Source organism: Hymenobacter elongatus (genome assembly GCF_004745955.1).
Lineage (GTDB): Bacteria > Bacteroidota > Bacteroidia > Cytophagales > Hymenobacteraceae > Hymenobacter > Hymenobacter elongatus.
Map to the genome: position 1 here is coordinate 1 of NZ_SRLD01000088.1, position 2836 is coordinate 2836.

The window sequence follows — 2836 nt, forward strand, 5'->3', positions numbered from 1 at the left end:
GCAGGGCAAACACGATCTGGGCCTCGGTAAACTTCGTCTTTTTCATGGCGCATGTCTCTTGGTTTAAGATACAACAAGGGCCTGATTTCTCTACTTTAGCGTGGACCAGTTTCTTGGGAGGAGGTCATTCTGAAGCTCGACGGTAGTGGCGGCCGTTACCTGATCGGGCGTTACATTATCCAGCGAGCGATGGGGCCGGAAGCCGTTGTATTCCTGCCGCCACTGCTCGATTGTTGACTGCGCATCGGTCAGCGACAAAAATCAGTGCACGTTCAAACACTCCTGCTGGAAGCTGCCGTTGAAAGGGCTTACTATACGAGTTGTCAGTCGGTTTGCCGGGCCGCGAGAAGTCCAGCGTGACCTGCTGCTCGTAGGCCCGTTTGTCCCGGGCTTTGCGGAGGACCTCGCTGCCGTTGTCAACCTGTATGCGCTCAGGTGCTACACCCAGCGCTTGCTGCAACCTGTTCCCCACTGCCACCACATCCGCGCCTTTGAGCGACTGCCCGACGTGGATGGCCAGGCACTGGCGACTACAGCTTATCGACTATCGTTAAGGCACGAATCTTACGTCCGTCGAAGAGCACATCAGCCACGAAATCCATACCCCAGCTCTGATGCGGCCGTTACAGTTCCACCCGCTCCAGCCAGTGGGCGGCGGCCCCGGCTGCGTTTGGGCTGCTTTCTGCGGACATGCAGCCCTCCCAGGCAGTAGAGGCAATGTACGCGCTTGTGCTTGTCGGGCAAGCTTTCCCAGCGCAAGAGCGTAAACAGGCGTTGGCAACCGTAGCGCACGCGCACCTGCACCAGTTCCCGCAACCGGCGGCGCAACACCGCGTCATCCCGCCCGTGTGGCCGGTAGTACCAGCTCGAACGCTGCAGCGACACGACCTGGCAGGCCCATCGAGCCGAAATGGTAGGCGTCGATCAGATGGTGAGCCGCGTGCCGACGCTGCATGGGCTTTAGAAAGTTGTTTGAGCACGTGCGGCAGCATCTGCTTGTCCAGGCTCAGGTCCGCCACTAGCTGTTTGAGCTGCTGGTTCTCCTCCTGCAATTGCTTGAGGCAGCGCGTCTCGGGAACACCCAGCCCACCATACTTCTTCTGCCAGTTATAGCAGGTGGCCTCGCTAATGCCCATCTTCCGGCAGACCTCCGCAACGGCCACGCCCTTGTCGTTCATCGCTGCCGCCGAGGCCCAGGCCGTTATTCCACCCACCCCAGGCGTCGTGTTCCTCATTTTGCCCCCTGCGCTTACGCCCAGCGCCACCACATAGAACAGACAGTGAGCAAACTAAAACAGCATCGACACCTAGCTACCCGCTACGATAAACTCGATGCTTCCTTTGAGGACTTTCTCTGCGCACGTATCGCCACGCTATACCTTAACTGAGAACACCCCCTAGCTAACATGGCCAGTGTGAAGTCTTATCATCCACGGGCCATGACTGAGAAACAGGATGCTGGCAGGTTGCTCGCCACTGGCAAGAAATACACGCCGGTGTTCAAGGCCAAGTGCGTATGCCAGGTGGCGGCCGGTGCCCGGCAGCGCCGAGCGCGCCGACCTAAAGCGCGTGGAAATGGAGCGCGACATTTTAAAAAAGTCGTACCCAGTACCTGCGGCAGGTACATTATCTCCCAACCGTCTCCGGGATGAGCCGCTACCAGTTGTTTCGAGCGTGCAGCGAGCACTGGCCGGGGAAGGTGCTTTTGCCGCCAGTTGGCCGTGAGCTCGGCCGGCTCCTCTCAGTGGCGGCAGCGTCCGCCCCACCAATTTGAACACGACTTGAAAACTAACTTACCTTAGCTCCCTGTCCGTCTTTACTCGACTACCCCACTTTAATGGCGGTGGTAAAGTAGTAGGTGATTCTTAATCTTGGGCGGATGCTTCAGACAACGCTAACGTGTGGCAAGTGCGGCAGTACGGCCGTGCGCAAAAATGGGAGCCTGAAAGGGCAAGCCAAGTATCAGTGCACGGCCTGTCGTTACCAGGCCGTGTTTTCGCCCGCTGCCCCCGGCAAAGCCCGCACGTGGCCCAGTTGCTGCTTGAGCGGGTCTCGCAACGCGCGATTGTGCGCCTGACCGGTGTCTCGCGCCCGACGATTGTGCGCCTGGCAAAAAAAGTGGCGGCCACGCCGCAGCTGCGGCCGAAACCAAGTCGCCCACGCGTACTTGAACTCGATGAAATGTGGACCTTTGTCGGGCGCAAAAAGCGCAAAAGTATGGCTCTGGCTGGCTGTGGAGCGGCACACGCGCCGCATCGTGGCCTGGGTGTTGGGCTGTCGGGGCGCGGCGACGGCCCGGCTCTTGTGGGAGGCCTTACCCGAGCAGTACCGCACGGGCACCTGGTACTTTACCGATGAGTGGGAGGCCTATGGCCACGTCCTACCCCAAGGGGCGCATCGCCCCAGTCCCAAAGGCAGTGGGCAAACCAGCATCGTGGAAGCCATTAATTGCTCGCTACGCCAAAAGTGCGCCGTACTCGTGCGCAGGACCTGTTCCTTCAGCCGCTCCCTCGCCATGCATCACGTCCGCATCCAACTCGTCATCGACGAGCATAATCGCCGCCTAACGCCAACCTAATATCACCTGCTATTTTACCACCACCGCTTTAATTAGGAAGAAGGAATCGGACTGATAGAAGGCAAACATTTGTTTGTCAAGCTCTTTTCGTTTTCAAGGCGAATAAAGCTGAAAAATATAGGCGGCATATCTTGGAAAAGCGGGGTGTGGCGTTACCTTTGTCCTCCCGAATCGAGAGGAGGCGAGGGAGCTGCCAGTCGGCGAAACTTTTTCAGCTGTAGTGTTTGGAAAGTGGCGACGAAGGGTGTTACCTTTGCA

The 2836-nt window shown here is 58.4% G+C and carries 3 protein-coding genes and 1 pseudogene; 3 read left to right on the top strand and 1 reads right to left on the bottom strand.

Annotated features, from left to right (window positions below):
* Window positions 1-90 precede the first annotated feature (90 nt).
* Window positions 91-1178 (bottom strand): annotated as a pseudogene (locus tag E5J99_RS22355) (IS3 family transposase).
* Between E5J99_RS22355 and E5J99_RS21940 the strand changes: the two are divergent.
* From E5J99_RS21940 to E5J99_RS20800, 3 genes are all read left to right on the top strand, one after another.
* The gene (locus tag E5J99_RS21940) at window positions 1129-1272 is read left to right on the top strand and encodes a hypothetical protein (protein ID WP_245319167.1); all 144 of its coding nucleotides are present in this window, start codon (window positions 1129-1131) and stop codon (window positions 1270-1272) included. The pseudogene E5J99_RS22355 and the gene E5J99_RS21940 sit on opposite strands and share 50 nt — an antisense overlap.
* Window positions 1273-1879: 607 nt before the next feature.
* Window positions 1880-2077 carry an IS1/IS1595 family N-terminal zinc-binding domain-containing protein gene (locus E5J99_RS22375; protein ID WP_449549677.1) on the top strand — a complete coding sequence of 66 codons (198 nt, stop codon included), beginning with the start codon at window positions 1880-1882 and terminating at the stop codon, window positions 2075-2077.
* Window positions 2078-2191: 114 nt separating this feature from the next.
* Window positions 2192-2578: an IS1 family transposase gene (locus tag E5J99_RS20800; protein ID WP_210114504.1), complete on the top strand. Its 387-nt coding sequence runs from the start codon at window positions 2192-2194 to the stop codon at window positions 2576-2578.
* The last annotated feature ends 258 nt before the right edge of the window (window positions 2579-2836 follow it).

What these genes read in the sequence shown, in the direction of transcription:
- E5J99_RS21940 (WP_245319167.1), top strand. Translation starts at nt 1,129, where the DNA reads ATGCCCATCTTCCGGCAGACCTCCGCAACGGCCACGCCCTTGTCGTTC.
- E5J99_RS22375 (WP_449549677.1), top strand. Translation starts at nt 1,880, where the DNA reads ATGCTTCAGACAACGCTAACGTGTGGCAAGTGCGGCAGTACGGCCGTG.